At 64.3% G+C, this 24966-nt stretch carries 18 protein-coding genes; 7 read left to right on the top strand and 11 right to left on the bottom strand.

Features of this window, described 5'->3' with window-relative positions; translation table 11 throughout:
• Positions 1–614: 614 nt before the first annotated feature.
• From H0X90_RS19210 to H0X90_RS19175, 8 genes are all read right to left on the bottom strand, one after another.
• Positions 615–1412: a hypothetical protein gene (locus tag H0X90_RS19210; RefSeq protein ID WP_125346476.1), complete on the bottom strand. Its 798-nt coding sequence runs from the start codon at positions 1410–1412 to the stop codon at positions 615–617.
• 608 nt (positions 1413–2020) lie between these two features.
• A complete protein-coding gene (locus H0X90_RS19205) occupies positions 2021–2389 on the bottom strand; it encodes a hypothetical protein (protein WP_077189086.1) in 369 nt (122 codons plus the stop codon).
• Positions 2379–6857 carry a DUF6531 domain-containing protein gene (locus tag H0X90_RS19200; protein WP_227739689.1) on the bottom strand — a complete coding sequence of 1493 codons (4479 nt, stop codon included), beginning with the start codon at positions 6855–6857 and terminating at the stop codon, positions 2379–2381. Before H0X90_RS19200 ends, H0X90_RS19205 begins: the two co-directional genes overlap by 11 nt.
• Before the next feature lie 7 nt (positions 6858–6864).
• The gene (locus H0X90_RS19195; protein ID WP_077189087.1) at positions 6865–7287 is read right to left on the bottom strand and encodes a DcrB-related protein; all 423 of its coding nucleotides are present in this window, start codon (positions 7285–7287) and stop codon (positions 6865–6867) included.
• Between the two features lie 21 nt (positions 7288–7308).
• Complete coding sequence (locus tag H0X90_RS19190) at positions 7309–9429, bottom strand: type VI secretion system Vgr family protein (RefSeq protein WP_077189088.1); 2121 nt, start codon at positions 9427–9429, stop codon at positions 7309–7311.
• 400 nt (positions 9430–9829) lie between these two features.
• Positions 9830–10339, bottom strand: coding sequence for an OmpA family protein (locus H0X90_RS19185; RefSeq protein ID WP_006498791.1), 510 nt, complete (start codon positions 10337–10339; stop codon positions 9830–9832).
• 86 nt (positions 10340–10425) lie between these two features.
• Complete coding sequence (locus H0X90_RS19180) at positions 10426–11694, bottom strand: diguanylate cyclase (protein WP_006484728.1); 1269 nt, start codon at positions 11692–11694, stop codon at positions 10426–10428.
• Positions 11691–12386: a YfiR family protein gene (locus H0X90_RS19175; RefSeq protein ID WP_058903426.1), complete on the bottom strand. Its 696-nt coding sequence runs from the start codon at positions 12384–12386 to the stop codon at positions 11691–11693. Before H0X90_RS19175 ends, H0X90_RS19180 begins: the two co-directional genes overlap by 4 nt.
• A 438-nt stretch (positions 12387–12824) precedes the next feature.
• Between H0X90_RS19175 and H0X90_RS19170 the strand changes: the two genes are divergently transcribed.
• From H0X90_RS19170 to H0X90_RS19155, 4 genes are all read left to right on the top strand, one after another.
• Positions 12825–13712 carry a LysR family transcriptional regulator gene (locus H0X90_RS19170; protein WP_012493516.1) on the top strand — a complete coding sequence of 296 codons (888 nt, stop codon included), beginning with the start codon at positions 12825–12827 and terminating at the stop codon, positions 13710–13712.
• Positions 13713–13881: 169 nt separating this feature from the next.
• Positions 13882–15378 (top strand): amidohydrolase family protein, encoded by a 1497-nt coding sequence (locus tag H0X90_RS19165; protein ID WP_077189089.1) that lies wholly within the window; start codon positions 13882–13884, stop codon positions 15376–15378.
• A gap of 11 nt (positions 15379–15389) precedes the next feature.
• The gene (locus H0X90_RS19160; protein ID WP_077189090.1) at positions 15390–16730 is read left to right on the top strand and encodes an MFS transporter; all 1341 of its coding nucleotides are present in this window, start codon (positions 15390–15392) and stop codon (positions 16728–16730) included.
• A gap of 14 nt (positions 16731–16744) precedes the next feature.
• Entirely contained in the window at positions 16745–18085 is a 1341-nt protein-coding gene (locus H0X90_RS19155; protein WP_077189122.1) for an amidase family protein, read from the top strand.
• A 97-nt stretch (positions 18086–18182) separates the two neighbouring features.
• Here the strand turns inward: H0X90_RS19155 and H0X90_RS19150 are convergent, their stop codons facing one another.
• Positions 18183–20429: a xanthine dehydrogenase family protein molybdopterin-binding subunit gene (locus H0X90_RS19150; RefSeq protein WP_058903429.1), complete on the bottom strand. Its 2247-nt coding sequence runs from the start codon at positions 20427–20429 to the stop codon at positions 18183–18185.
• A 1-nt stretch (position 20430) separates the two neighbouring features.
• Entirely contained in the window at positions 20431–20925 is a 495-nt protein-coding gene (locus H0X90_RS19145) for a (2Fe-2S)-binding protein (RefSeq protein ID WP_006484745.1), read from the bottom strand.
• 117 nt (positions 20926–21042) lie between these two features.
• On the opposite strand from H0X90_RS19145, the gene H0X90_RS19140 reads away from it, so the two are divergent.
• On the top strand, positions 21043–21936 hold the full coding sequence (locus H0X90_RS19140) for a LysR substrate-binding domain-containing protein (protein ID WP_077189091.1): 894 nt from the start codon (positions 21043–21045) through the stop codon (positions 21934–21936).
• A gap of 10 nt (positions 21937–21946) precedes the next feature.
• On the opposite strand, the gene H0X90_RS19135 is transcribed toward H0X90_RS19140, so the two are convergent.
• Positions 21947–22837 carry a LysR substrate-binding domain-containing protein gene (locus tag H0X90_RS19135; protein WP_006484720.1) on the bottom strand — a complete coding sequence of 297 codons (891 nt, stop codon included), beginning with the start codon at positions 22835–22837 and terminating at the stop codon, positions 21947–21949.
• Between the two features lie 241 nt (positions 22838–23078).
• On the opposite strand from H0X90_RS19135, the gene H0X90_RS19130 reads away from it, so the two are divergent.
• Together H0X90_RS19130 and H0X90_RS19125 are read left to right on the top strand one after the other, a co-directional pair.
• On the top strand, positions 23079–23981 hold the full coding sequence (locus tag H0X90_RS19130; protein ID WP_058903431.1) for an amidohydrolase family protein: 903 nt from the start codon (positions 23079–23081) through the stop codon (positions 23979–23981).
• Positions 23982–24015: 34 nt separating this feature from the next.
• A complete protein-coding gene (locus H0X90_RS19125) occupies positions 24016–24921 on the top strand; it encodes an amidohydrolase family protein (protein WP_077189092.1) in 906 nt (301 codons plus the stop codon).
• Positions 24922–24966: the final 45 nt, after the last annotated feature.

The raw sequence follows: 24966 nt of genomic DNA, 5'->3' as shown, positions 1-24966 counted from the left end.
TTCTGGTTATTGTGCGCGTTGACGGTAATGGCGAGCACATCGACGCCTGCGCCATCTATTCGGAACACGATAGCGTCCGAACGTGACGATTTGAAACAGTTCTACGAGTTTTGACTCAACGATGTGCGCCGGTCTCGATACTCGTGTAGCCAATGCAAGGTCTTTTGAGCGCGCACGCAGTGGATGCCACTTGTGATGAGCGTGCGAATCCAGCAACGTCATACCGTTCGGTCGATCATCTGTCGATATTGGACCTGTGGTTTTCCTGCAGGCCTCTCAAATGGCCACATTCTCTCGACGCTTAGGGTCAAGGGGGACAGCGCGAAGCTCTCACCGCGCTGCGTTACGTTCGAGATATGCTTCCCTCAACTCCGACGAGCACTTCACCGAGTATCGGAGCTTCGATCTGACGTCATGCGTAAGCGTCATCTCCCGCTCACCGGCAAGTACTTGACATCCGCTATCAGCCCTTATGATTTCGACGACCCCTTTGATCGGCATCATATATATTTTAATCCCTTCAGCATTCTCGGAAAAAGAAAATATACCCTCTTTCGCGAGCGAAGGTGAAAGCAGTCGACCTACTTAAAATCCGCACCGTTCGGGAAATAAGCTCACGGTAATTTACGCACCGCCCTATCCGTAGACGCCTTTTTCCAGGCAATCAATATTCCCGCCTCTCCACAAGCATTGTTTATTTCGGCCAAGTCCGTCTCCTTGACGGACCAGAGCCACATCCCGTTTGAAATGCTCTTTAGATATCCCCGACATGAATCCGCCGTAATCCACTCCCTCAACGAAAGATCGCCGACACGAATTTCCAGGTGTTCCTCGTTGAGTACATTCAGGGGATAAATCATCCTGAGCATCACTCTTTCATAGCTCGCCGCTCCTGGCGCTCGGCCCGGGAGTTCCCTTGTAAAGAGCGATGTGTTCTCGAATGGAAAAATTCTGATCAGATTGACGCCAGTCGAATATTTGTAGGCCGTTGAAGAATCTTTCGCATCGTAAGCAATTGCATATTTACAACCCAAACTCGCCACAAAATTTTCAAAAAAACGCTCTATCTCGGCCCTTATTTTATAAATCGACTCTTCGATCTGGACATCCACAAATGATATCCCGCCGAACTTCTGATTATTGCACCCCAATGAAATTACGGGAACCCCACCATCTTTCCCATTACTGCATATCTGAAATGCAACGATCCCACCATCGGAAACACCTTTCCTTAAATCACTGATGGAAATTTTATGATCCTCAATGATCTTTGCGCCATCTCGAGCACCGAATTCAATAAAGATCACCTCAGACACCTCCTCCCCAAGTCGACGGAAGAGGCTTTCAGCTATTTCCAGAATGGCCGCGACCCGAGTCGGGTCTATCCCATAAATTGCGATTCCCGTGCTCATATCTTCTCGGTTGGACAACCATGTACTTCATGTCAGACAACGCAACAGAATTCGTTGCAGCAAGCAGTCGCAGCGGCAATGACGCTCACTACAGTCTTGCACATCCAACACCACGGAGGCATAACTGTCTTTGGTCACCACGCCCTTCTTTCATACGGGACTATATCGAATTCAATTTAAATGATTCTATTCCATAAGCCATTTTACGCCCTCTCAGGTTCCATGAATGCCAAAATCGAGGCCACTGAGAGCAACGATAGTGCATTGCAGATGCCTGCCGGGCATGTTCCCTCGAAATCAAGAAGCGACGGAACGATTTATACGAGAATCCCGCTCGCAATAGCAGCATCACAGCGTTGTGAATATTGCTGGTACTCCATGCGCGACGCGAACTGCTTCGGCAATTCTGACCCAAAGCGGCGCTACCCGACCACGCCATTTTCAAGCACTTGTACAAATCGCGTCGATAGACTACCGAACTGCACTATTGCACAGTCAGCGAAGTATTGCCACGACTGCGAAGAGGGCTGCCGCACTTAAACACCTCGACTCGCCCAGTGCTCCGAGTTTTAAAAACACGTGAAGCGAGAGCTATCCATCACCCTCGTTCAGCAGGGAAAGCCCCCCTTTTTATAGACGTCCCATAGAACCTTAATCGGCCAACTATCCGATTTGCCAGCCAACATACTTTTTGAGATTAATTCGATATCGTCAGAAACTCTTCCCGCGATATCGGAATTTCCTGATGCCCGAAATGAGAGCTTGAACACCTTCTCTCTAATAGAATCCAGAAAATTCTTATCGTCGGCTGAAAGAGCGAGCCCGTCGACATCGTTAAACGACTGCATCCAAAGATCATCGAACGATGCGGCGTCCCTTTTATCAAGCACATCATCGGAGTCTAGACCAGTAAAAAAATCGAAAAATCCTGGCTTAGATATCTCCGAATCGATATCAGTCAAAATCTTATTTACCATTCCACAACCCCTGTTCCTTAAACCAATTCTGGATCACGTCGACTGCTTGGCGAGGTGTCACACCTTCGGCAAGAGTGTACGTCCCGTTGGGTGATTTTACGTCAACCTTGATATCATCCAAGCCGGAATAGGCCTTTCGATACGCGTCAAAGAGCTGGTCGTCTGTTCCCGGGAAACTCCCTTGCCGGGGCCCGATAGTTTCCCGTTCGGCATCATGTAGGCGCCAATGATCATGCTCCGGATCGGCCCCTCTCGGGAAGAGCGTCGGCCGTGTTTTGTCCGAGCGTGCAACTTCAAACGGGCGCCCGACTGACTTCCGGACAGCTGGTACATGGTGCCCTGATTCGTTAACGCCCATCCTCTTCTTTTCGCATTCCTGCAGTCCATCTGGGTCACACCACGCTAATGGATCGTGCACATACGATTGTGTACGGGAGCCGCCCTTCAGCCCAAGCGGATCTGGACTCAAGTACTGCCCCGAATCTGGATCGTAGTAACGATTCAGGTTATAGCTAAGTCCTGTCTCTTCGTCTGACCACTGGCCCGGAAATCGCAGCGTCGTATCGATCGAACTGCTGTGTGCATCGTTGGCCGCTCGCTTAGTCGGCAGCAATTTTCCCCACAACGAGTGCGCGGCCTTCCACACGGGTTTTCCCGTTTTGTCGAACACCGCCTTCGGCAAACCTACCTGGTCTGTTAGAACCGGATACAGCCCGTCATCGGTCTCTTGCGCGAGCGGCGAAAAACTGCTCGGCTCAATATGCCAGGTCACGACCTGACCAGTCGTACCGTCTCGCTGCTCGATCCAGCGCTCGGCCAGCGTCGGACCGTCCCACAGGAACTTCACGGCTTCGCGGCTGCCGAGTTGCTGCTTCTCGACTCGGCGGTTGAAAGCATCGTAGCGGTACAGCCACACGCCGCGTTCGGGCGTCGTAACCTTCACGAGCCGATTGAGCCCATCCCACGCGTATTGCCACGTCTTTGGCCTGAACCCGGGCTGTTCGACCATCTTCTCGATCGTGCGGCCACGTGCGTCATACCGATAGCGCGCATGGCCGATCCGTTCCGGCAGGCCGCCTCGATGGTAATGGTGAGCGTCCACGGGAGCCTGACGCCCGTGCGCGGCAATGTTCATTGCCGCGTCGTAGCGGAAGTGCTCAGTCGGCTGCAACAGACTTTCTGCGGTCACGATCTGGCCACGTGCATCGCGCCGATACGTAAGCGTATCTATGTCGGTGTCGACTCGCTCCAGTTGCCCGGCTGCGTCGTAGTGATAGACCTGCCGCGTCAATTGCTCCAGCGCACGGGCCGGATCGGCTTGCAAGGCATCGAAGGCTACGGCAGGCCCCGCAATCTGCCGGCGTATACGGCCGAGCGCGTCGTACTGTTGCTGCGCGACAAAATCTCCCGCCTCGCGGCCAATCTCGCGCCCTAACCCATCACGCCGGATCGTCAGTTGCCCGACTTGCGTCAAAGCCCCGGATACATCGTACGCATAGGTGGTCTCGCGCCTAGGTGTCATCCGCAGACGGCGTTGTCCATCGGCGTCGTAGACGTGCCGCAACAGTTCGCCATGCTGATCTTCGCCTATCAAGCGGCCATTCCTGTCGTAGGCAAAGCGCGTCACATGACCGTGCTCACCCTGGACCTCCGCCGACGCCAATCGGCCGCTCGCATCGTAGCGGTAGGCAAGCTTCACGTCGCCGGCATCGATCTCGATGAGTCGGTCGGATGCATCGTATGTATAGCGCCACTGGCCACCGTCGGGCAGTGTCTTCGTCAGCAGGCGACCGACGGCATCGCGCTCGTATTCGGTCGCGCGGCCTCCCCAATCAATTTCGGCCGCGAGACGCCCGGCCGCGTCGTAGCGGTATGTGTAAGTCTCTCCCAGCGCATTGATAACCTTCGTCAGCCGGGTCGCATGGTCGTACTCAAAACGCGTTGCATGTCCGGCCGCGTCGATCGACGCAGTAAGCAGGTCGAATGGACCGTAGGTTCGCTGGATCGTACGTCCTAGCGGATCGATCCACTCGACGGGCAGGCTCTCGCTGTTATAGCGTGCCCTCGATACCGAGCCATCGGGGCGCGTAACCGCACTCAGCAGACCGCGCGGATTTGCCGGGCCGTCAGCATAGTCGTAACGCGTCACATGCCCGTCGGGCGACGCTTCCTCCAGCAGCCGGCCCAGCGCGTCTATCTTGCGCCTGAAGCGCGCACCCGTTGGCAACTCGATGTCGGTCAGCCGCAGCCGGTCATCGTAGTCCAGGCGTGTCTCGCGATCACCTTGAACTACTCGCAGCAGTTCGCCACGGGGCCCATAGCGATAGGTCGTTTTGTTGCCGTCCGGCTCGGTCCGTGCGATCAACCGAGACAGATGGTCGTACTCGAGCTTGATCGTGCCGCCGTTCGGCAAGCGTGCCCCGGTTAGGCGCTGCTCGTCGTCATAGTCGAAGTCAACCGTCCTCCCCGAGCTTTCGACGACCGAAGTCAGTTGGCCTCGCTCGTCGTATCGATAGTCCGTCCGTCGGCCAAGCGGATCAATCCGGGCCATCAAACGACCAAGCTCCCATTCGGAGTAAGTGCAATGACCGAGCGGATCAGTTTCGGCCGTTACAAGGCCTTCGTCGTTATAGGCGTAGGTCCATTCGCCATCGACGTCAATCACGCGTGTGCAGCCGGCTTCGTAGATGAATCGGCCCGTGTGATAGCCCTGCCGTGTACCTGTTTCGACTACACGACCAGCGTCGTCGTACCGATATCGAACATCGGTCTGGTCTGTATCCCGCCATTGGGTCATCCAGCCGTGTTCGTCGTACGCGTAATAGAACTGCCCAAACTGGAAGCTCGCCACATGGGTAAGCATGCCGTTCTGGTAGTCGTATCCCACAAGCGTTCTGGAACCACCGTCCGCATCATGGAGAACGATCCGTTGCAGCTGACGGTCGCGGCCAGGATAGGCAATCTCGAGCCGATAGCCATCGCTATGGACGATGCCGCTCAAACGTCCCGCAATATCGTACGAGAGAACGATTGCGTTACCGTCGAGGTCCTCGATCCGTTCGAGGCGAGACGAACGCCCATCGACGAGCGGCGCGAAAATACGCAGTTGCCGCGTATCGCGATCGAAGATGCGCGGTTCGAGCCGGCTTCCGACCAGCCGATAGCGCGGCTCGCGCAAGTTGATGCCGTTGAGCGCCATATCCGGCGCGTCAAAGCCGATCACCAGGCCGGCGCCGTCGTGGAATCTCACGAAGCGGCCGCCATCGAACGTCAGTTGCTGCGACCAGTTGTCCGACCAGCGGTGACCGAGCAATCCGTGGTCGTCCGATCGAGTCCGATAGCGTCGCTTGAACTCGAGAGGCAGGATGCCGGGAATGACGAGATCCGTACGGATCTCGAGCATTTCTCCGGAGACCGGATCAACCGGGTCCTTGCACGTCGGCCGGTTCTCGTCCTTGATGCCCTTCTGTTCCGCGGATCGGGTGGGCTCGGGCTTGAATTTTTCGCGCAACCCCCGCAGCCCCTTGCCGGCAAATTTTCCGACTCCGCCTCCTACCATCCCGCCGAGCAAACCCGCCAGGAATTCCTGAGTCGCGGACAACTCCGGGTTCTTCGGACCGTAGTGTCCAGTCGTCTTGTCGATCCAGATGCTGTTGCGCCCCGAATTGACCTTGCCGCTACAGTGCGTTTCGTGGCCGATCCGCACCAGCGGCAGGCCGTTGACGAACACGGTCTTGCTGCCGTCGACGAGTGCCTGCGGCACGCCGGAATGGTGATCGCATTTCACCAGGTCCGTGACACGCGCCACCTTCTTGCCTTCGAAGTACACGTTGCTCGAACCGGTGACGATCTCGCCACAGTTGCTGCCCATGCTCTGGCTCGCCGACGCGAGCGCACTCCCCAGCGTCAGGCCGCCCGCCATGCACGCGCCGACGATCAGCGCACCGGCGAGTCCACCGGTTGCCACGGTCGCCGCCACTGCCACGCCAATCGCGACCCCCACGGCAATGCCGGCGAGAATCCCCATAAAACCTGACGAGTGCGCGATCCGATCGCCAATGCAGGCGGGATGCGGATCGCCGCGGCCGATCGTGAGGCCGAGCGCGTCGCCAACCTGCGTGAATTCCTTCGATAGCCAGCCGGTCACGCCAACCTTGTCGAGCGCCCACGCACCGCCGACCGCAATCGCCAGCGGAAGCATGACGGTGCCCGCCGCAACCGCGCCCGCACCCAGTGCCGCCCCGCCGGTCGCGCCACCCGCCAGCGCTGTACCGGCCGCACTCAGCCCGGCGGCCGTCCCCTCGACGGCGGTCAGGCCCGCATCGGCGCCGAGCATCCCGTAGTTGAGGTGCTCGTAAAACGGCTGTTCGGCCGCTTTCGCGGCTTCACCGTCCTCCAGCCCGGCGATCTGATCGAGACGCTCCTGGGCGCTCCCGCTCGGCTCGTTGTAGTTCGGCGTGTCCGACATTGCGGCCTCAGACCGGATCGCGCAACTGAAGGCTCTGAATCACGGTCCGGATTTGTTCGCGCTGTGTATCGCTCAGCGTACCGGGCGCGGTGAAGGTGAGCATCAGGACAACCTGCCCGTATTCCACCATCGTCAGCCGCTGGTGAATGGGTGCCTGGTTGTTCGTCCAGGTAAACTCGTGCACATGCGCGGCGCGCCCGGAAACCGTGGCGTCTTCATTTGCCACCTCGGCATAATCCGGAACCTGCTTCGCCACCTTCCTGATTTCGCTTGACACATATTCGGCGAACTTCATGCCCCACGGCAGCCGCTCGCGCGTGATCACGAAACTCACACCCTCCGTGCCAGTCGCTGCCGACACAAATACGTTCATCGTTTTGTCCTGCCACTCCACGGGCAGCGCCAACGTGCCTTCCTGAATCTGGTACATGCTTTGTTATCCTTATCGGTGTTAGCCGTTCTTCGGGTTGATGTCGGTCCGAGCCGCCTGAATATTGATGTTGCTGTCATCCAGGTGGATCACCGAATCGCCCTTATAGATGTCGATCGAGTCGGCTGTCATATGGATCCGCGTGCCGCCATCCCCGCCGATCTTGATCCAGAGTTCCTTGGCTTCCAGTGTGTGCACACCCTGCGGAGTCTGGTGCAGCGTATTGCCCTGCACGACAACGTCCGACAGGTTGCCAACTGCGACGGCCGTCGTATGGTTGCCCTTGCCAACCTCGACGGTCCGGTCGCCTTTGAGAACTTGAGTCCACTGCGCGTCCTCGACAACGGTATGCATGTCCTTCTGCGCATGCATGTAGAGCATCTGTGCGCCATTGACGTCGCTCATCAGCAACTCGTTCGACCCCTGCCCCTTGTGCGTCTGGCTCTTGATTCCCATCGTCTGGCCGGCCGCGCCGTGATACGGGTTGCCCTGCTCGCCGTTGAACACGCGGCCGACGATCACGGGGTTATCCGGATCGCCCTGATTGAACGCCACCAGCACTTCCTGCTTGATCCGCGGAATCGCGGCCGCGCCCCAGCCGTCGCCCGCCCACGGCTGCGACACGCGCACCCACATCGAATCGGAGCCGTCCTTCTTGCCGCGCCGGTCCCACGGGAAATGCACCTTCACCGCACTGCCGTTCGTATAGATTTCCTCGCCCTTCGGCCCGACGACGATCGCCGATTGCGTGCCGTGAATCACCGGCTTCGGCGTCGCGCGCGGCGCACGGTACGGAATCTTCTTCGGCAGCAGCGCGAAGCTGTTGCGATACGGCAGCTTCGCACTGTGCTGCGTATAGTCGTTCACCGCCTCGTGACGCACGTGCAGGATCACGTACTCCTGGTTGTTCTCGAGGACGGGGTGATTCGCGACGGTCACGGCGCCGGCCGTCGTCATGCGCCACGCGTAGCCGCCGCCGGTATAGCGATGGGCTTGCGCCTCCTCGGCCTCCATCGCGAAACGGGCGTAGCGGTTGCCGTCGTCGCCGTGGTCGTACAGCGACTGGTGCTCGAACCGCTCGGTCGCATCGAGCCGCGCGTGCTTGAGGTTCTGCGGCCCGGCCTCCACCAGCATCAGCGGCGACGACGGATTCTGGTGATTGAAGTCGCGGAACGTGACCTTGCCGACGCCGAAGCGCCGACCTTCGTGCAACTGGTCGATGCCGCTGTCCTCGCTGGCCTCGGTCGCGGCGAACGGCACGGTGGCGAGCCCGTCGATCGGGCGGAACAGCAGGTTCGTGTCGCCGATCACGAGAAAGTGCTTGTCCTTCTCGTAGCGGTGCGTCCACACGAGCCCTTCCTGCTCCATCAACCGCGCGCAGAAGTTGTAGTAGCTCTCCTGGTACATCACGACGTACTCGAGCGGCTTCTGGCTGGTCCGGATGTCGAACGTGAAATCGGAAAAACCGTGTTCCTGGAAGATCTCGGTGAGGATGTCCTGCGCGGTCTTGTTCTGGAAGATCCGGCAGTCGGTCGAGCGCGTGAGGAACCAGAACCACGGCACGGCCGTCAGGTGGTATTGCGTGACGTTCCCGGGATTGCCGGCCCGGTCGAACGACGCGACGTAGCCGTCGAAGTAGCGGTCGCCCTCGACTGCCCCCGACGCGACGACGCGTTCGAGCGTCGACAGGCGCGCCTGCTGATCGAAGCGGATCTTGACCTGCTGGCCGATCAGGTCCTCCGGGCGCAGGTCGTGGCGATGCGACAGCAGGTCGAGGTGGATTTCCGGCAACCGGTTCACGTGCTCGTCGACGACGGCCGCGCTGACCAGCAGCACATCGGAGCCGAGCGGCGTATCGAGCGTCACGTAACGGTTGAGCTGGGTCAGGCGCGCGGGGTTGGCGGCGCCGTTGATCGCTTCGGCGATCGCGCCGGGCGTCTTCTGCATCAGCGAAAAACCGGTCTGCGCGAGCTGCATCGCGCGCTGGACGGTGTCGACGTGCCCGGCCAGCCCGGCGAGCGGCCCGAGGCTGCCGGCCACGCTCGACGCCACCGGGCCGGCGAGGCCCCCGAGTGCGCTCAACGAGCCGAGCGCACCACCGCCCAATCCACTGGGAATACCCCCGTTCGGAGCGAAACTCATTCTTGTTCCTTGCGTGTGATCTCAGGTTCCATGAGCCGGCTCGCCGGCCCGAAGCCCCGATAATGTAGGGTAAAACCCGACTGCGCGAAAGTCTCGCGCAAACGTTTGCTTTCCGACCCTAAAACCGAAAGAACTGAGCCAGCAGTGAAGCTGACTGAAGGCTAGCGCCGACGGCTGCGCAGTACGACGGTCTGCAATGAAAACCGTATCAGCGCGCGTGTCGATAACCTGGACCGTCCGGAACACCGTGACGATCAAGGATGCTCGGGTGTCTGCGTGACAATGGTAAGAAACCGTCCAGACCGACCGCACCAAGGCATTCCCGGGTCGGTGTTTGAACAAACATACTAGGCAACCTGCTGGTCGGCAGGCGCGCAATCGCCATCACGGCGCACTTTCCTCACCGCGGCGAAACCACGATCGCGGCCCGCCGATTCTGCGCCCTCCCCACCGGCGTCTTGTTGTCCCCCACCGGATCGCTCTTCCCTCGCCCCACGACCGCGATCCGCTTCGCATCCAGCCCGACGTCGACCAGTTCGACGGCAACGACTTCAGCCCGCCGTCTCGACAACTCGAGATCGTAAGCCGCCGTCCCCTCGTCATCCGAGTACCCATACACCCGCACCCCGTTGATCCCCGCCGACCGCAACGTCCGCCCGATCCTTTCGACGATCCGCCGCACGTCCGGCTTGAGGTTGTACCGGTCGAAATCGAACAGAATCGGCCCGGTCGATCCGAACTCGAATCCCTGTCCGGTCTCCTGGAATCCGGCCGACTTCAGCGCCGTGACCTGCGTCTGCGTCAGCCCGCGATGAAGCGGCGGCGTCTTGCAGCCCCCCAGCAGCATGCACAGCAGCAGTGCGCTCCCGACGCACATCCGCCCCATGCTCACAGGAAACGAGTGGTTCATTTCGCATCCCCTTCCATTGCGCCCGCCCGGCAAGCGCTTCTTTTAACCGCCGCCGCGGCCTCGCCCGCAGCGCGAGTCGATCGACCTCACACCGGCCCTGCAACGCTCTCCGCCAGTTGCCACGATCCCGGCCGCGCGCGCTTGGCGCGGTACATCGCGATATCCGCCGCGCGCAGCAAGCCGCTCGCGTCCGACGCGTGATCGGGATACAGCGCAACGCCGGCACTCATCATGGTGGCCACCACGCGGCCGTCGGACAACTCGATCGACGGCGCCATGCCGGACAAAATCTCGTCGGCGATCCGGCACACGCTGCCCGCTTCAGGCACCGCCGCCAGCATCACCGCAAATTCGTCGCCGCCCAGGCGCGCGACGACATCGGTCTCGCGCACCCGCGTGCGCAACCGCGACGCGATGCCGATCAGCACCGCATCCCCGGCGTCGTGGCCGAGACAATCGTTGATCTCCTTGAAGCGGTCGCAGTCGAGATACAGCACGGCGACCCGCTGCCCGGTCAACGTGGCGTCGCAAAGCGCAAGCGCGAGGCGCGATTCGAACTGCACGCGGTTGGGCAACCCCGTGAGCGCATCATGCGTGGCCTTGTGTTCGAGCGATGCGTTCTCGTCGCGCAGCGTGTTCTGCCAGTCTTCGAATTCGTCGAGCAGCGCGTTGAAGTCGTCGCCGAGCTGGTTCAGTTCGGCGATCGCCGCCGGCTCGACACGCCGCGCGAACGCACGCTCGCGTCGCACCGCATGCGCGACGCCCGCCAGCGCGCGCAGCGGCGACACGATGTTGCGCAGCAGACGCTTCGAGCTGACATACGCACCGAATACGCTGACGGCCAGGCAGCCGAGAATGCCGCCGACGCCCCCGAGCAGGAATCCGAAGAACTGATGCCCGCGGCCACGCACGACGACGTGGCCGACGATGATGCCGTCATGCATCACCGGGACGGTCACCGGCCCCGGCAGCGCCACATCGGCGACGGCGCGCTCGAGCCGCGCGACCCCGTTTCGGGCCGGTAACTGCCACGTGGCGAACAGTTGCCCGTTGCTGTCGGTGACGACCACCTGCGCGACGTCCTCGTCGCCGGCGATCATGCCGATCGCCTCGTTCGCCGCGACGCGGTCGCCGAACACGAGGGCCGCCTCGACCGTGTAACCGAGCGAGCGCGCCAGCAGGTTCAGGTTGTTGCCGGCATACGCGCGCAGCGCGATCACGGCGACGACGATCAACGACACGGCGGCCATCGTCACGGCGACGAACGCGAGGCGCAGGTGCGCACGACGCAACACGCTTTGCAGCGTCGGGCGCGGCAGGCGCGAAGCGGGAACGGGGAGCGCGGAGCGTGTCATGGCGTCACCGGCCGTCGTGCGAGATTGAGAACATTCGGATGCACGCGCACGCCGCTGCGCGCGACGGCATCGAGATTGATGTCGAACGACACGCGGTCGCCGTCGACGTTGAGACAGAACATGCCGCCCGCGGTGCAGGACGGATCGTGTTCCGCGATCGTCAGCACCGGATGGCCGGCCAATGCGGCTCTCACCCGCGCGCGCTCGTCGTTGCTCAACGTGCCGAGATAGACGACGTCGCACGCGATGCCGAGCGACGGATCGTCGAAGCGGACGCGTTGCACGTCGAGCAACGTCGAGCCGGCCTGCAGCGTGTCGGTCAGGCCACGCGCGTAGTCGGGCCGCCCGGTGACGCACAGATGCAGACGAACGGGCGTCGTCGGCCAGCGCGTGAAGCTGATGATGCCGAGCACGACCTGACGCACGGCCGTGTCGTGTGACGACATGCCCGAATCGACGGGGTTCGCGGCGGGAACGATGTGCGCGTTGTCGGGCGGGCCATCGGCATCGGTCGGCGCCCCGGCGAGTACGGCCGGCGCGGCCCCCAGAACGCAAACGATTGCGAGCAACGCGTGGCGCAGCGAAGTGATCCGGCCGGGCCGGCTCGTGGTCCGTGCGGCGATCTCCGCCGCGCCCGTTGGCGTCGCCGCCGTCGCAAGACAGGCAGCCGCCGCGCACACTTTCGCTTCCATGATGGCAACATCCGCTGGCATCGCTCCGGCGCTGCCTCCTGCCTCCCTCCATGCGCATGCAAGCACCGAATGACGCGCACGATTTCTTCATCTTAGGTAAAAATTCGGATGACCAAGCAGTGGGAAACACCCGAGAAAACGTCGGAAAGTATGCGGATTCGATGCCACCGCCCGGGGAGGCGGCCGAACGCGCGGGCCGACGTCGATTCATCATCGACGTCGACGGATTGATCAGCGGATTGGATGCCGGTGCGCGGCAAACGTCAGACGTTCGTCAACGCTGCGACGGCTCGTGCGTCAGTACGCGGGCCACCCGTCGCCGACCCGGCCGGCAATGCATGTACGCTTGCGACGATCATCAAGCGAGACCGACGAGAATATCCGCGAGGCCTGCCGCGATACGTCGGCATGCCGGAGTCGGTCAACTACTGGAACGCCATGAAAGTCGAAAACTCGGAACTCGAAGCCTTCGTCGCCGTTGCGGAACTCGGCACGTTCCATCGCGCGGCGGAAAAGCTGAACCTGACCCAGCCGGGACTGTCGCGCCGCATCCAGAAACTCGAACAGACGCTCGGTGTCGAGTTGTTCCAGCGCACCACCCGCAGCGTGACGCTGACGGGTGTCGGCCGCCAGTTCCTGCCGATGGCGCGCGAGCAGATCGCGCAGCTCGGGATGATGCTGTCGTCGATCCAGGACATCGCGCAAAAGCGATACGGCAAGGTACGGCTCGCGTCGATCCCGACGGTCGTCGCTCAGGCGCTGCCCGACGTGCTGCGTCGCTACGCCGCCAAGTATCCGCACGTCGCCGTGCAGATCCTCGACGGCAATCACGACTTCGTGCTGTCGCAAGTGCGCGCGGGCATCGCCGAATTCGGCGTGAGCCTGCATCCCGGCGACGACGACGATCTCGTGTTCGAGCCGCTCTTCACCGACCGCTACGTGCTCGCGGCCCACGACGCCGATCCGCTGGCGCACGCCGACGCCGTCACGCTCGGTGAACTGCGGCACGCCAAGCTGATCATCGGCGGTCGCGACAGCGGCAATCGCCTGCTGCTCGAAATGCTGATGGGCCAGGAAGCGGTACGAACCCGCTGGTTCTATGAGGTCGAGCACATCTCGTGCGTTGCCGCACTGGTAGCGGCCGGGGTCGGTTGCGCGATCCTGCCGGAGAGTGCGCTGCGTGCTTACGGTTCGCCCGCGGTACGCACGGTGCCGATCGCGAGCCCGACGATCGAGCGCCGGGTCGGCATCGTGCGGCATCGCGCCATCTCGATGTCCAGCTTCGCGAGCGACCTGCTTGCGCTGGTGCAGGCGTCGTTCGCATAACGCCGCGGGCCACACGGCGGCGCGACAGCGCCCGCATTGATGCCGGTTTCGCATGAATCGCGAGCCGAACGGCATTGGACTCGCGAAAAATGGCTGGAGACGATGGTGGCGAACATGAACGACGGAAACCGGCGCGGCCCGGCTCCGCGCGGATTCTGGAGGAACCACCATGCATTTCGACGTGATCCTGCGTCGCGGCGAGCTGATCGACGGCACCGGGGCCGCACGCTTCGAGGCCGATCTCGGCGTAACGGGCGAGCGCATCGCCGCGATCGGCGATCTGGGCGGCGCGACGGCCTCGCACACGCTCGATGCGGGCGGCCTCGTCGTCGCGCCGGGTTTCATCGACAGTCACACGCACGATGACGCATTCGTGCTGACCGATCCCGACGTCGAGCCGAAGGTTGCGCAGGGTGTCACCACGGTGATCGCCGGCAATTGCGGAATCAGTCTCGCCCCGCTGCTCGCCAACCGCGAGGTGCCGCAGCCGCTCGACCTGCTGGGCGCGTGGCAGACGTTCCGCTTCCCGTCCTTTCGCGCCTATCTCGACGCGCTCGACGCGACGCCCGCCGCCGTCAATACGGCGGCCCTGATCGGCCACTCGACGCTGCGCGTGCGGCACATGGCCGATCTCGACCGCGCGGCCAGCGCAGCCGAAATCGCGGCGATGGCGGCCGACGTACGCGAAGCGATGGCGGCCGGTGCGTTCGGCGTCTCGTCGGGCACCTTCTATCCGCCCGCGGCAGCCGCGCCGACGGAAGAACTGATCGACGTGTGCGCGCCGCTGCGCGAAACGGGCGGCGTATTCGCGACGCACCTGCGCGACGAAACCGATGCGATCATCGCATCGCTCGACGAAGCGTTCTCGATCGGCCGCGCGCTCGACGTGCGCGTCGTGCTGTCGCATCACAAGGTGGCCGGCAAGGCCAACCACGGCCGCTCGGTCGAAACGCTCGCGCATATCGACGCGCGGCGCAAGCTGCAACCGCTGTGTCTCGACTGTCATCCGTATCCGGCCACGTCGACGATGCTGCGCGCGGATCGCGTCCGTCAGTCGTCCCGCGTGATTCTCGGCTGGTCGAAGCCGCATCCCGAACTCGCGGGCCGCGATTTCCACGAACTGCTGCCGCTGTTCGGCAATTCGGTGGACGCCACAATCGACGCGCTACGCCCGGCCGGCGCGATTTACTTCGTCATGGACGAGGCGGATGTCGAGCGCATCATTCGGCACGAGCTGACGATGGTCGGCTCGGATGGACTGCCCAACGACAAGCGCCCCCATCCGCGGTTGTGGGGCACGTTCCCGCGAGTGCTCGGCGAATTCTCCCGCGAGCGCGGCCTGTTCCCGCTGGAAACCGCCGTGCGCAAGATGACGGGCCTCACAGCCCAGCAGTTCGGCATCGCACGGCGTGGACGGCTCGCGGTCGGTCACTACGCCGATCTCGTCGTGTTCGATCCGGCACGCGTGATCGATCGCGCGACGTTCGCGAGCCCGACGCTACGCCCCGAAGGCATCGAACACGTCTTCGTCAACGGACGGGCCGTGCTCGAACATGGCCGCCATACCGGCGCGCGTCCCGGCCGGGCGCTGCGCCGCGACGTCCAGGATCGCCTGGCGGCGACGCGCACTCGCGCGATCGCGACAGCGGGCCCCGAGTCAACCTGAACGGAGTCACCATGACGAATCCCAACGGCGCCGCCACGCCGCGCGGCATGCACCGCGGTTCGAGGCCGCACGCCGAATCCGCCACGCCCGGGCTCGACGCACTTTATGCGCGCCTGAGCCGACGCATCATTCCGCTGATCCTGGTCTGCTATTTCTTCGGCTATCTCGACCGTGTCAACGTCGGCTTCGCGAAGCTGCAGATGGTGACCGACCTGCATCTCACCGACGCGGCCTACGGCGTCGGCGCGGGCCTGTTCTTCGTCGGCTACCTGCTGCTGCAGGTGCCGGCCGGCTGGCTCGTGCGGCGGATCGGCGTGAAGCGCTGTCTCGCCGGATCGATGCTGACGTGGGGCGTCGTGTCGGTCGCCACGCTCGCGACCCGCGACACCGCGAGCTTCTATGCGTTGCGCTTCCTGCTCGGCGTGACCGAAGCAAGCTTCTTTCCAGCCGTGATCGCGTACTTCAGCGTGTGGTTTCCGTCGCACCGGCTCGCGAAGGTCATGGCGTTCCTGTTTCTCGCGATGCCGCTCGGCGTGATCGTCGGCGGCCCGCTGTCCGGCTGGATCATGGACGCCACGCACGGCGGCTTCGGGTTGCGCGGCTGGCAGTGGATGTTCCTGATCGAAGGCCTGCCCGCCATCGTGCTTGGCGGCTATCTGCTCGCCCGCGTGACGGAACGGATCGACGATGCAGCCTGGCTGACCGATACGGAAAAACGGATGATCCACGCGGAAATGGCTCAGGAAGCGGCCGGCAAGCGTACCCGACTCGGCGCTGCGCTGCGCGAGCCGACCCTGTGGCTGCTGTTCGCGACGTCGTTCCTCTACAACGTCGGCAACTACGGGCTCGTGTTCTGGATGCCGACGATGGTCAAGGCGCTCGGATCGCTGAACAACCTCGAAATCGGGCTGGTCAGCGCCTTCCCGTATCTGGTCGCGTCGGTCGCCATGGTCGCGAACGCGCAGCATTCGGTGCGAACCGGCGAGCGCCGCTGGCATACGGCGCTGCCGGTCGCGCTCGGCGGCGTCGCGCTGCTCGCGAGCCTCGGAATGCGCGCGCATCCCGTGCTTGCGGTCGCGTGCCTGACCGCGGGTGTGGCCGGCATCATGAGCACGCTCGCGATGTTCTGGAGCCTGCCGTCGCGGATTCTCGCGGGCGAAGCGGCCGCGGGCGGCGCCGGGCTCGTCAATATCGGCGCGGCCGTCGCGGGATTCGTCGGGCCGACGCTGATGGGCTATGCAACGGGATTGACCGGCAGCACCGAACTCGGTGTCGCGCTGCTCGCCTTCACGCTGTTCGCCGCCGCCGCGCTGATCCTGGCGATTCCGCGTCGGCTCATGGTGCGCTCATGAGCGCGGCGCCTTCGATGCGCAGTGCGCTGGCATTGGCGGCGGGCGTGCGCAGCGGGCGGGTGAGCGCGGAGTCGCTCGTGCAAACCGTGCTCGCCGACATCGCCGCGCGCGATGACGCGATCAATGCCTGCGCACGCACTTTCGACGAACGGGCACGGCGCGACGCGCTGCGCGTCGACCGCCTCGTGCGGGACGGGGACGATCCGGGCCCCTTGGCAGGCGTGCCGTTCCTCGTGAAGTGGAATGTCGACGTGGCGGGCTACCCGACGGTCGCGGGATCGCCCGCGCGCGCCGCGTTGCCACCCGCCAGCGCCGACGCGGCAACGGTCGCACGATTGCGTGCGGCCGGCGCGGTCCCGATCGGCGCAACCCACATGGACGAACTCGCATGCGGCGCCACCGGCGTGAATCCGCACTATGGCGCGGTGCACCTGCCGGCCGACCCGACGCGCATGACGGGCGGCTCGTCGAGCGGCTCCGCCGCCGCGGTTGCCGCCGGATACGTGCCGCTCGCGCTAGGCAGCGATACGAACGGATCGATTCGCGCGCCGGCGGCGCTGTGCGGCGTATGGGGATTCCGCCCCGGCGACGGGCGGCTGTCGCGGGCCGGCTGCCTGCCGTATGCCGCATCGCTCGATACCGTCGGCGGGTTCGCGAACGATATCGACGATCTCGCGGTGCTGTACGACACGCTGTGCGAAGCCCATGCGCCGCGCTCGAAGCCGGTGCGCGATCCGGGCGTGCCGCTACGCGTCGCCGTGCTGACTGGCGATTTCGAAACACATGCCGATGCGGATGCGCAACGCGCCGTCCGGCGCGTGGCCGCCTGCCTGCGGGCGCGCGAATCGGTGTCTGTCGGCAGCGACGAAGTTGCGAACGTGCGCGAAGCGGCGCTCGTGATCTCGAATGTGGAGCTGGCACGCGCCCATAGCGGGTTGCTCGACGCGCCGGCGGCACTCGTATCCGAACACCTGCGCTCGCGCATCGGAATCGGCCTCGCCGTCCCCGGCGCCGTGTATCGCGAGGCGCTCGCCTGCCGTGCCGCGTGGCGCACGCGCCTCGAAGCGCTGTTCGCGTGCTACGACGTCCTGCTGGCCGCTGCGACGCCGTGCGCGGCGCCGCACTTCGCCGACGCAACCGTCGATATCAACGGCGTCGCGCTCGCCCCCGCGAAGGCGCTCGGCCTGCTCACGCAACCGATTTCATTCGCGGGGCTGCCGGTCGTCAGCGCACCGTGCTTCGCGTCGGGTGAACTGCCGGTCGGCGTGCAGTTGATCGGCGCGCCCAGCGACGACGCCGCGTGCTTCGTCGCCGCGCGGCAATTCTCGGCCGCATGGCGCGCGGTGATTCGTTAGCCGGGCCCCGGTACGGCATGCCCCGTGCGAAGCGCCTGGTCGTGCGAAACGATCCCCGCCGCGCATGCCGCGCGTCGCCGCGACTGTCTTTCGCGTGTTATGTCAACGCCGACAAATCGAACGGCGTCTCCCGCAACCGCGTGCCCGTCAGCCTGAACACCGCATTCGCGATCGCAGGCGTCACCGCGGGGCTCGACAGTTCCCCCACCCCGCCCGGTTTCGCCGGATCGCCCTGCACGACATGGATGTCGGTGTCGGGCATGTCGCGCATCCGCATCACGCGATACGTATCGAAATTCGACTGCTGCACGCGGCCGTGCTTGAAATCGATGCGATCGGCGGTTGCATGGCCGAGCCCCCACATCAGCCCGCCGTACAGTTGCTCGTCGACGCCCGACGGCGACACCGCGATCCCGCAATCGGCCACGCATGTGAGCTTCTCCACCTTCACCGCGCCGTCCTGGCGCACGACCCGCGCGACCACCGCGACATAGCTGTCGTACGCCTGGTTCGTCGCCACGCCGAGCGCGACGCCGTCCGGCAGCGGCTGCCCCCAGCCGGCACGCCGCGCGGCCTCCCGCAGCACGGCCGCATGACGTGGCCGGTCATGCATGTGCGCGAGCCGGAATTCGACCGGGTCGCGCTTCGCCGCATGCGCGGCTTCGTCCATCACCGATTCGACGGCGAATACGTTGGGGATGTAGCTCACCGCGCGAAACCAGCCGGTCGGCACGCCCGTCTCCATGCGGATCCAGCCGATATCGCGATGCGGCGCACGGTACGCGAACTCCCATTTGGTGAGCGCTTCGGTCGTGCTGAAATCCATCCGGTCGGTGCGCTCGAGATAACCGGGCTCCCACTGCTGCGGCGACGCGGGCATCACGCCACGCAGCCACAGCGACGCGAGATTGCCCTGCGCATCGAGCACCGCACGCGCACGGTGGTGGCTCGCCGCGTGATAGAACAACGCGCGCATCTCGTCCTCGCGGCTGTTCATCAGCTTCACGGGCTTGCCCGTCTTCACCGCGAGCCACGTCGCCTCGAACAGCCAGTACTTCGCTTCGCGCGCGCCGAAACTGCCGCCCGACACGAGCTCGTGCAACGTCACGCGATGTGCGGGAATGCCGCCGATCACGTCGGCCGCTTCCATCGCGGTGGACGGCACCTGCAGCCCGCCCCAGTATTCGATGCCGCCGTCGCGCGCCCACACGGTGAGGTTGATCGGTTCCAGCGGATTCGCGGCCTTGTGCGGCATCGAATACGACGCTTCGATCATGCGTGCGTCGGGCGCTTTCGCATGCGCGGGATCGCCGTCGGCGATCGTCGGTACGACGCGCGCGGTCGGATCGTCGATCCACGCCGCCTGACGCGCGGCGAGCGTGCCGCTGTCGAACGTCTCGAACAGGCTGTCCTCCCATTCGATCGTCAACGCGGCCTGTCCCTTGTGGGCCGACCAGTAATCGTCCGCGAGCACCGCGACGCCGGCCTGGTTGCCGCCGAGCACGTCGGGGCGCGGCGGAATCTGCAATACCTCGCGCACGCCGGGAATCGCCAGCGCGGCCTTCGCGTCGACGCGGCGCACGCGGCCGTCGATCACCGGCGCGCGCGTGACGACGGCCACCCGCATCCCGGGCAGCGACACGTCGATGCTGTACGGAAACGAACCATCGGCCTTCTGCGCGGCGCCGCGCTTGCTGCGCAGCTTGCCGATGTAGCGGAACTGCGCGGGGTCCTTCAGCGCGACCTGCGTCGGTGCGGGCAGTTGCGCGGCGGCCTGCGCAAGCGACCCGTATGTCGCACGGCGCCCGCTCGCCGCATGCAGCACGGCGCCATCGGCCGTCGTGCACGTCGAGGCGGGCACGCTCCATTGCCGCGCCGCCGCGGCCACCAGCATCGCCCGCGCAGTCGCACCCGCGCGACGCAACCGCTCGTATTCCATCGCGACGCTCGTGCTGCCGCCGGTCGAGAACACCTTCCACAGCGGATGGATGTAGTCGGCGAAGAACGGATCTTCCGGCGTGATCACGTCGACGCGAAACGGATCGACGTCGAGTTCCTCCGCCACCACCGCCGCGAGCGCGGTACGCGTGCCGGTGCCCGAATCGTGCTTGTGCACGACCAGCTTGATCGTGTCGTCGGGCAGCACGCGCACCCATGCGTTCGGTTCGAATTCGCCCGCGGACGGATGCGGATCGCCGCTCGCACGCTTGCCCGCGGCCGCCGCATCGGGCATCCGGAAACCGATCGCGATGCCGGCGGCGAGCAGCGCGGAAGTCTGTTTGAGAAAGCGACGACGCGGCGTGTCGTCGGTGCTCGGTGCATCCGTTGCGTGATCGTCGCGCATGTCACGCCTCCTTCACGGGTTCGGCGGCAGCCTTCAACGCCGGATCGCCGGCGGCCGCACGCCTGATCGCACGGTGAATCCGTGCATAGGTGCCGCAGCGGCAGATGTTGCCCGACATCGCCGACACGATCGCCGCGTCATCCACCGGCTGCCCGCCGTTCAGCAGCGCGGCGGCCTGCATCAGCTGCCCTGGCTGGCAATAGCCGCATTGCGGCACGTCCTCCGCCACCCATGCAAGCTGCAGCGGATGGCGCCCGTCCGGCGACAGCCCTTCGATCGTCGTCACGTGCCGCCCGTTCGCGGCGACAGCGGGGATCAGGCACGACCGCACGGCCTGCCCTTCGAGATGCACGGTGCACGCGCCGCACAGGCCCTTGCCGCAGCCGAACTTCGTGCCGGTGAGCCTGAGCCGGTCGCGCAGCACCCACAGCAACGGCATGTCGTCCGGTACATTCTCAAGCGAATGGCGTGTATCGTTCACGACGATGTCGATCATGTGCAGTCTCCTGATTCGCATTCATGGGGCGGTGCGCGGTTTCGCAGCATTATCGAAACGCGATGGGCGGCCACGCCAGCGATCATTTCGTCGAATCCCTGTCAGTCGGACTAACAGATGCTCAAGCGATACCCTTCGATCCAGTCGATGCAGGCGTTCCTGCAGGCCGCGCGGGTCGGCAGTTTTTCGAGCGCGGCGCGTCAGCTGGCGCTCACGCACAGCGCGATCAGCCAGCAGATCCGCTCGCTCGAGGAATTCATCGGCCAGCCGCTGTTCGCGCGGGCCGGCGGCCGCGTGATCCTGACCGACGCGGGGACGCTGTTCGCGAACCAGTTGTCGGACGGGCTCGAACAGATCGATCGCGCGCTGTCGTCGGTCAAGGGGCGCACGACCGCGCCGTCGCTCCGGCTCGACGTCGATCCCGAACTGATGCAGGGTTGGCTGCCCGCACGGCTGCCGGAACTGATGCGCACGCTCGGCGGCACGACGCTGACGGTGCTGTCCGCGCCGCGCCACGACCGCGATGCGTTCGATCGTGTCGATATTGCGCTGCGCTATGGCTACGGGGAATGGGAAGGCGTGGACAGCGCACTGGTCTGCCCCGACCGGCTGACCGCGATGGCCGCACCGGCACTGCTCGCCCGCTACGGGCTCGCCGCGCCGCTCGCGCCCGAGCAGGTGCTGGAGCTGCCGCTGCTCGGCTATACGAAGCGTTCGTGGATTCCGTGGCTCGAAGCGGCCGGGCTGGCGCCCGTCGAACCGGAGACGATCGCCGTGTTCGACAACGCGGCCGGGCTCGTCGCGACGCTGGCGTCAGGGTGCGGCGCGGGACTGGTGCGCGGGCTGCTCGGCGCCGATGCATTGCGCGACGGCCGGCTCGTCGAGCTCTGCACGATCGCGATTCCGACCCACTACAACCTCCATGCGATCTGGCCGCGCGAGCGGCACGCACGCGTGAAACCGCTGATCGACGCGATCGGCGCGCTGGTCACGCAATCGCTCGCGCGCTGACCCGCGCGCTTCAGGCGGTGAATTCCGCCGCGACCTCGCGCACGGTATCGAGAAATGCGCCGAGCACCGCCGACGTATCGTCCGCGCGGTAACGCGCCTGCAGCGATACCTCGAGCGCCGGCGGCAACAGCGGCACGAACGCGACGCCGCCCGTCGAGATCTGCCGCGACGACGCCGGCAGCAGCGCGACGCCCAGCCCTTCGCGCACCAGCGACAGCAGCGTGTGCACCTCGACGACCTCGTGCGCGATCCGCGGCGTGAAGCGCGCATCGACGCAACTCTGCTGCAGGAAGCGCGCCAGTTGCGAATGCCGCAGGCCGAACGACACGAACTGCTCGCCGGCCAGCTCGCCGAGCGCGATCGCAGCGCGTGATGCGAGCGGATGGCCTGGCGGCAGCACGGCCACGGCCGTCTCGCGCACGACGATCTCGCTGCGGATCGACGGATCGTCCTGGAACAGCCGGAAGAAGCACACGTCGAGCCGCTTCTCCTTCAGCGCATCGATCTGCGCGGCCGGCGTCATCTCGTGCAGCGACCAGTGCACGTGCGGATGGCGTTCGGCGAACACGCGCAACGCGTGCGGGATCGGCGCGACCATCGCCGAGCTGATGATGCCGACCGCGAGGCGCCCGACTTCGCCACGCCCCGCGCACCGCGTCAGATCGATCGCGCGATCGAACTGCGCGACGATCAGCGGCACCTGTTCCTTCAGTGTTTTCCCTGCCTCCGTGAGTGCGACGCGATGCTGCGAGCGCACGAACAGCGCAGTGCCGAGCTGCTCTTCCAGCAGCCGAATCTGCTGGCTCAGCGGCGGCTGGGAGATATGGAGCCGCGCGGCGGCGCGCCCGAAATGCAGTTCGTCGGCCAGCACCGCGAAGTAACGCAACACACGCATGTCCATATCGCAAACGTATCAAGAGCGTCAGTAAAAAATATTGTACAGAGCACATTCGGCTTGTGACACTCGGTCTCAAGCAGCAGTGCACGCCGCAGTGTGTCACTCGATGCCGGCGAGGGGAAGGCGCGAAAAAAAAGCGCCTTGCAAAGGGCCGCATGAATCCGACCGACAGGTCGCTTCATCGACGTGCCTGCCCGCGACCCGGCAACCGGCTTTTCCGGTTCCTCTCAAGGAGATCGAGTAGATGATCATCGACACCAGCTGTTACCCGACGAATCTCGTCGACCTCGCGTGGCGCCACGACGGCCCGCCGTTCACCGGCGAACGCCTGATCGAGACGATGAACGGCCCGTTCCTCATCAACGGCAAGCCGCGCCGCGTGGACAAGGCGTTCATCCAGCCGCCGCAAGGCAACACCATCTATACGTATACCGACGGCGAAAAATCGGGCACCGAATCGATCGACGCGTACATGGCGTACACGGTCGAGATGGTGCACCGGCATCCCGACCGCTTCATCGGCTGCTTCGTCTACAACCCGCGCTGCGGCGTGGAGAACGGCGTGAACGCGATCGATCACTACGTGCGCAAGCTCGGCTTCAAGATGGTGCAATTCCAGGCCAACATGCATGCGTACCGGCCCGACCGCGCGCTCGACTGGCTGCGCCCCGCGCTGAAGAAATGCGCGGAACTCGGCGTGCTCGTGAAGCTGCATACCGGCGACGGCCCGTACAGCATCCCGACCGAGTGGGTGCCGATGATCAAGGAATTCCCGACGGTCAATTTCATCATGGCGCACTTCGGTGTGCAGACGGGCGGCGTCTACTGCTTCGAGCCGTTCCAGCTCGCGATGGATCTGCCGAACGTGTATTGCGAATCGGGCTGGTGCCTGCAGTCGCGCATCGTCGAATTCGCGAAGGTGCTGCCGAAGCACAAGATCCTGTTCGGCTCCGACACGCCGCCGAACGAACCGGGCATGTGGCTGCGCCTGCTCGAAGTGCTGTGCTTCGACCCGCCGCAAGGGATGAATCTCGACGAGGACACGCTCGAGGATTACCTCGGCAACAACACGGCGCGCATGATCGGCCTCGAACCGACGCCCGCGCCGCGCACCGTCGACGAAGCGAAAGCGTTGCTCGCCGCCTGACGCGCGCCCCTCTCTCCCGATTCCGGAGCATTGCATGATCATCGATACGCACCTGCACCCGACCAACCTCGTCGACGAGGCGTGGCGCCATACCGGCGAACCGTTCACCGGCGAACGCCTGCTGAAGATGATGGACGGCCCGTACATCATCAACGGCAAGCCGCGCCGCATCGACATGGGGTTCATCCAGCCGCCGCCCGGCAACACCGGCTATCGCGACGGCAATCGCCGCGGCCGCGACGGCATTCGCGACTACATGGCGTACATCGCCGAACTCACGCAGAAGTACCCCGACCGCTTCATCGGCAACTTCACGTACAACCCGCGCTGGGGCCCGGAAAACGGCGCGGCGGAGCTGGAATTCCACATCAGGGAGTACGGCTTCAAGATGGTGAAGCTGCACGCGAACATGCACGGCTACCGGCCGGACCGCGCGCTCGACTGGCTGCGCCCCGCGATGAAGGTGTGCGCGAAGTACAACACCGTCGTGCTGATCCATACGGGCGACGGGCCATACACGATTCCGACGCAGTTCTACCCGATCATCCGCGAGTTTCCGATGGTGAACTTCATCATCGGTCACTTCGGCATCCAGACGGGCGGCAACTACTCGTTCGAAGCGTTCTGGATGGCGATGGACACGCCGAACGTGTATTGCGAATCGGGCTGGTGCTACCAGTCGCGGATCGTCGAATTCGCGCGCGAGCTGCCGCGCAACAAGATCGTGTTCGGCACCGATTCGCCGCCGAACGAGCCCGGCATGTGGCTGCGCGAGCTGGAAATGCTGTGCGGGCCCGCGCCGCAGGGGATGGATCTCGACGAGGACGGCCTCGAGGACTACATGGGCAACAACATCGCCCGCCTCGTCGGCATCGAGCCGACCAAGCCGCCGAAGGATCTCGACGAAGCACAGAAGCGCCTGACGGCGACCTACGTGTAACGCGCCGGCGCCCGGACCGCGTGCCGCCGTGCACGCGGTCCGGCC

This window comes from Burkholderia sp. 9775_39, assembly GCF_015712225.1.
GTDB classification, from domain to species: domain Bacteria; phylum Pseudomonadota; class Gammaproteobacteria; order Burkholderiales; family Burkholderiaceae; genus Burkholderia; species Burkholderia cenocepacia.
Note: the sequence above shows the minus strand (reverse complement) of the source record. Positions and strands in the feature narration are given on the sequence as shown.